This window comes from Aeromicrobium sp. PFPM2_SD2, assembly GCF_057364525.1.
The window spans coordinates 1-5,314 of record NZ_JBNFNZ010000152.1 but is presented as its reverse complement, the minus strand read 5'-3'; the positions used below and the strand labels follow the sequence as shown (position 1 = coordinate 5,314).

The 5,314-nt window shown below is 73.4% G+C and carries 4 protein-coding genes; 3 read left to right on the top strand and 1 reads right to left on the bottom strand.

Annotation, left to right across the window (positions count from 1 at the left end; genetic code table 11):
• The first annotated feature begins 275 nt into the window (after positions 1-275).
• The 3 genes from AC2W7G_RS08720 (at position 276) to metX (ending at position 4,097) form a co-directional block, all read left to right on the top strand.
• Positions 276-1,598 carry an ATP-dependent 6-phosphofructokinase gene (locus AC2W7G_RS08720; protein ID WP_485868085.1) on the top strand — a complete coding sequence of 441 codons (1,323 nt, stop codon included), beginning with the start codon at positions 276-278 and terminating at the stop codon, positions 1,596-1,598.
• 88 nt (positions 1,599-1,686) lie between these two features.
• A complete protein-coding gene (locus AC2W7G_RS08715; RefSeq protein ID WP_485868084.1) occupies positions 1,687-2,976 on the top strand; it encodes a bifunctional o-acetylhomoserine/o-acetylserine sulfhydrylase in 1,290 nt (429 codons plus the stop codon).
• Positions 2,977-3,029: 53 nt separating this feature from the next.
• Positions 3,030-4,097, top strand: a complete 1,068-nt coding sequence (gene metX, locus AC2W7G_RS08710; RefSeq protein ID WP_485868083.1) for a homoserine O-acetyltransferase MetX — start codon at positions 3,030-3,032, stop codon at positions 4,095-4,097.
• A gap of 66 nt (positions 4,098-4,163) precedes the next feature.
• Here the strand turns inward: metX and AC2W7G_RS08705 are convergent.
• Positions 4,164-5,314: ScyD/ScyE family protein (locus AC2W7G_RS08705; protein WP_485868082.1), on the bottom strand; the 1,151-nt coding region annotated here is incomplete at its 5' end.

Here is a 5,314-nt window from a genome sequence, read left to right as displayed (position 1 = left end):
CGGGCGGCGAGCCGGTGCTGATGCTGGCCGACCACCCCGGTCACCGGCGGCTACCCGGCGCCGGCGTGCACGAGGCGCCGGCGACGCCGCCGCCCAGCTGCGTCCGGGCCAGCCGGTCACCCTGAGCTGGAGCGCTCCTTCGCGCTGAGCGTGACGTTGTGCACGCGACACGCCGGTGCGGGCGTGCACGACGTCACGCCCAGCGAGATGGCGACCGTTCGGACGAACCTTTGGGAGCGCGCCCAGGACGCCGGCGTCCTCGATAGGGTTGAGGCATGGTCACCCTCGCCGATCTGCAGGTCACGACGCTCGGGGAGCCGACCATCCCCTCCCCGCTCGCCGGCTACGTCGGCGGCCGCGCCACCAACGAGTACTACGTCGGCGAGGACGACCGCGTCCTGTTCGACGACACCCTCGCCCTGGTCAAGCAGCGCGGCCTGCCGCTCGACGAGCTGCCGACGTTCGAGGCGGGCGGCGCACGCGAGCGCATCTACTTCGACCCGGCCGCCACGCGCGCCGGCATCGTCACCTGCGGCGGCCTGTGCCCCGGGCTCAACGACGTCATCCGCGCCATCGTCTTCGAGCTGTACGAGCACTACGGCGTCACGGACGTGCTGGGCTTCCGCAACGGCTACGCCGGGCTCGTGCCCGAGTGCGACCTCGAGCCGATGGTGCTGACGCCGGAGTCGGTGGCCAACATCCACGAGCGCGGCGGCACGGTGCTCGGCAGCTCGCGCGGCGCCCAGGACGTCGGCGTCGTCGTGGACGAGCTGGAGTCGCGCGGCGTCAACGTCTTCTTCGTCATCGGCGGCGACGGCTCGATGCGCGGCGCGCACAAGATCGCCCAGGAGTGCCTGCGCCGGGGCAACGGCATCGCCGTCGTCGGCGTGCCCAAGACGATCGACAACGACATCCCGCACATCGGGCAGAGCTTCGGCTTCCAGACCGCGTTCTCGCGCGCCGCGGAGTCGATCAAGGCGGCCAAGGTCGAGGCCGAGGCGGCGCTCGGCGGCGTCGGCATCGTCAAGGTCATGGGCCGGCACGCCGGCTTCATCGCCTGCTACTCGGCGATCGCCGGGCACGACGCCGACTTCGTCCTCATCCCCGAGGTCCCGTTCGACCTGGACGGCGAGAACGGCCTGCTGGCCCACCTGCACCGGCGGGTCGCCGAGCGGGGGCACGCGGTCATCGTGGTGGCCGAGGGTGCCGGGCAGCAGCACTGCGAGACGAACGGCGCGACCGACCCGTCGGGCAACGCGGTGCTCGGCGACATCGGCTCGCTGCTGCGCGAGCGCATCCGCCAGGACTTCGCCGGACGGGGCGAGCCGGTGAACGTGCGCTACTTCGACCCCGGCTACCTGATCCGCTCCGTGCCGGCCGACCCGGTCGACTCGGTCTACTGCGCCCGCCTCGCCCAGATCGCCGTGCACGCGGCGATGTCCGGCCGCACCGACATGGTCGTCGGACGTCGCCGGCACCGCTTCGTCAACGTGCCGATCGCCTACGTGACGCACCGGCCGCACAGCGTCTCGCCCGACGGCGACCTGTGGCTCAGCGTGCTCGAGTCGACCTCGCAGCCGCACGCGATGCGCGCCTGACCGACCCCGCGTCCGCATGGTGGGACATCGGTCCACGATGCGTCCGCCGTGCCACGGTGGGACCTTCGAGCGCTTCCGAGGAGGACCCATGAGCGAGAACTGGTCGTTCGAGACCAAGCAGATCCACGCCGGCCAGACGCCCGACCCGACCACGGGCGCCCGGGCGCTGCCGATCTACCAGACGACGTCGTACGCGTTCCGCGACACCCAGCACGCGGCCGACCTGTTCGGGCTGGCCGAGCCGGGCAACATCTACACGCGCATCATGAACCCCACCCAGGACGTCGTGGAGCAGCGCATCGCCGCGCTCGAGGGCGGCGTCGGCGCGCTGCTCGTCGCGTCCGGCCAGGCGGCCACGACCGGCGCGCTGACCAACGTCGCGGAGGCCGGCGATCACGTCGTCGCCTCGGCCAGCCTCTACGGCGGCACCGACAGCCTGCTGCGCCACACCTTCCCGAAGCTGGGCATCGAGGTGTCGTTCGTCCTCGACCCGGGCAACCCGGACGAGTGGCGCGCCGCGACCCGCGAGAACACGAAGGCGTTCTTCGGCGAGACCGTCGGCAACCCCAAGGGCGACATCCTCGACCTCGAGGCGATCGCCGCCGTCGCGAAGGAGGTCGGCGTCCCGTTCATCGTCGACAACACCGTCGCCACGCCCTACCTGCTCAACCCGCTGCAGCACGGCGCCGACACCGTCGTGCACTCGGCGACCAAGTACATCGGCGGCCACGGCACCGCGATCGGCGGCGTCGTCGTCGACGGCGGCACCTTCGACTACGCCGCGCACGGCGACAAGTTCCCTGGCGTCACCGAGCCCGACGCGAGCTACCACGGCCTGAAGTACGCCGAGGCGCTCGGCCCGGCGGCCTACCTCACCAAGCTGCGCGTGCAGTACCTGCGCAACGTCGGCCCGGCCATCGCCCCGTTCAACGCCTTCCTGCTCGCCCAGGGCCTGGAGACGCTGAGCCTGCGCATCGAGCGCCACGTCGAGAACGCGCAGAAGGTCGCGCAGTGGCTCGAGGCCCGCGACGACGTCGCCGCGGTCGGCTACGCCGGCCTGGACTCCAGCCCGTACCGGGCGCTCGCGCAGAAGTACCTACCCAAGGGCGCCGGTGCGATCGTCACCTTCGAGCTGCCCGGCGGCGTCGAGGCCGGACGCTCGTTCATCGACGCGCTCGAGCTGCACAGCCACGTGGCCAACATCGGCGACGTGCGCAGCCTGGCCATCCACCCCGCGTCCACGACGCACTCCCAGCTGACCGCCGAGGAGCAGGCCGGCTCGGGCGTCACGCCCGGACTGGTGCGCCTGGCCGTCGGCCTGGAGGGCATCGACGACATCCTGGCCGACCTGGACGCCGGCTTCCGCGCCGCCAAGTGACCCGTCCCAGCGATCGCCCTCGAGCCACCGGTGCGTGGCTCGAGGGCGATCCCGTGGGGGACCGGCGTCTCCACGACGTCGGCGAGCTGAAGCTCGAGTCCGGCGTCGTGCTGCCGGACGTCCGCCTGGCCTACGAGACGTGGGGGACGTTCGACGGCGACAACGCCGTGCTGGTCGAGCACGCCCTCACCGGCGACAGCCACGTCCACGGCCCGGCCGGACCGGGCCACCCGACGTCCGGCTGGTGGGACGCCGTGGTCGGGCCCGGCCTGCCGATCGACACCGACCGCTGGTTCGTCGTCGCCCCGCACCACCTCGGCGGCTGCCAGGGATCCACGGGTCCCGCGTCGCTCGACCCCGACGGACGCCGGTGGGGCAGCCGGTTCCCGCACGTCACGATCCGCGACCAGGTCGCCGCCGAGCTCACCCTCGCCGACGCGCTCGGCGTCGGGCGCTGGCACGCCGTCGTCGGCGGGTCGGCCGGCGGCATGCGCGCCCTGGAGTGGGCGGTCACCGCCCCCGAGCGGGTCGCGCGACTCTTCCTGCTGGCCAGCTCGGCCGCCGCGTCGGCCGAGCAGATCGCCCTCTCCAGCATCCAGGTCGCGGCCATCCGGGCCGACCCGCACTTCCACGGCGGCGACTACTACGACGCCGAGCGCGGACCCGACGCCGGGCTCGACCTCGCCCGCCGCATCGCCCACGTCGCCTACCGCAGCGAGGCCGAGCTCCAGCAGCGCTTCGGGCGCACCGAGCAGGACGAGCTGCCGGTCGCCGAGGGCGGACGCTGGGCGGTCGAGTCCTACCTGCAGCACCACGGCGCGAAGCTCGTGCGGCGCTTCGACGCCAACAGCTACGTCACGCTCACCCGGGCGATGGACAGCCACGACGTGGGCCGCGGCCGCGGTGGCGTGGCCGCCGCGCTGGCCCGAGTGACCGCTCGCACCGTCGTCGCCGGCATCGACTCCGACCGCCTCTACCCGCTGCACCAGCAGCACGAGCTGGCCGACGGCATCGCCGGCTGCGACGGGCTGCAGGTGGTGACGTCGCTGCACGGCCACGACGGCTTCCTGGTGGAGGCCGACCAGGTCGGCGCGCTGGCCCGCGCGCTGCTCGACGCCTGAGCGCAGCAGGGCCGGCCCCGGGGACGGGACCGGCCCTGCCTCGCGCGCGTCCTACCGGCGCGAGCCCTAGCGGTGCCTGCGGTGGTGACCCTTGCGGTCACCGGAGAAGGCGACCTTCACGATCTTGCCGGTCGGGGCCGGACCCTGCGGTCCGAACGTGTCCGTCGTGGCGTAGAGCGTGCTGGCCCCGTGGCGGCCGGGCAGCCACTCGACCGCGGCAGGCGCGGTCAGCGGCAGGGCGGAGCGGCTGTAGCCCCAGCCGTGGCGGTGCCGGCGCGGCGTCAGTAGCGTGACCTGGCCCTGGCCCTGCGCCCCACCGAACAGCTCGGCGACCGCGAGCTGGCCCTTCGGTCCGACCGCGACGTCGACCGCGCCGACGAAGCCGTCCGCGACCCGCTGGAACCGGCCCTTCCACGGCTTGAGCTGGAACAGCGCGCCGCGCGCCCCGAGGCTCGCGTCCTCCGGACCGCCGGGCAGCGACGTCACGTAGAACTTGCCGTCGGGGCCCTCCTCGATGTCGGTCGGCACGGCCTCGAACCAGTACGGGTAGCCGGCCGCACAGGCGGGCAAGCCCTGCGCGGCGAGGATCTCCGGCGTGGCCTTGACCGGCTTGGCCGCGGGCATGGCGGCGACGGTCGAGACCCGTCCGCCGTACTCGTCGACCCACAGGATGGCGTTGGCCGCCGCGTCCGCGACGAACACGCCACCGCGGGCCGGGAGCGTCGCGTACGGGTGGCTCTCCACGATGCCGGGGTAGGTGGCCGGCTTGTCGGCCGGGAACTGCGCCAGGCAGGTGGGGTCCTTGAGCGTCCGGAAGCCGTAGAGCGTCCGGCGGTCGGGGTTGCGCCGTTTCTCGTGGTCGAACAGGTCGCCCATCTTGCGCGGCGTCGTCGCCCCGTCGCGCAGCGCCCACAGGACGGCCGACGGGTTCTGCGGGTCCATGCCGGTCGTCGTCAGGTAGGTCGTGTGCCCGCGCCGCGACACCGAGCCGACCTCGTCCCCGCCGCTGCTGAACAGGTTGGTCTTCGCGCCGGTGCGCGAGACCCGGGTCAGCAGCCCGGCGAAGTTCTGCGAGACGAACGAGGTGCCGTCACGGTCGACGGCCAGCTTCAGCGGCGTGAGCAGGCCGTCGGTGATGGTGGTGGGGGCGCCCGGACGGCCGGGGCCGCCATGGTTCCCGCCGGCCGCGGCGGGTCCGGCGAGACCGGCGGTGAGGG

Coding starts and splice junctions, on each gene's coding strand:
- AC2W7G_RS08715 (WP_485868084.1), top strand. CDS start 1,687: ATGAGCGAGAACTGGTCGTTCGAGACCAAGCAGATCCACGCCGGCCAG.
- AC2W7G_RS08720 (WP_485868085.1), top strand. CDS start 276: ATGGTCACCCTCGCCGATCTGCAGGTCACGACGCTCGGGGAGCCGACC.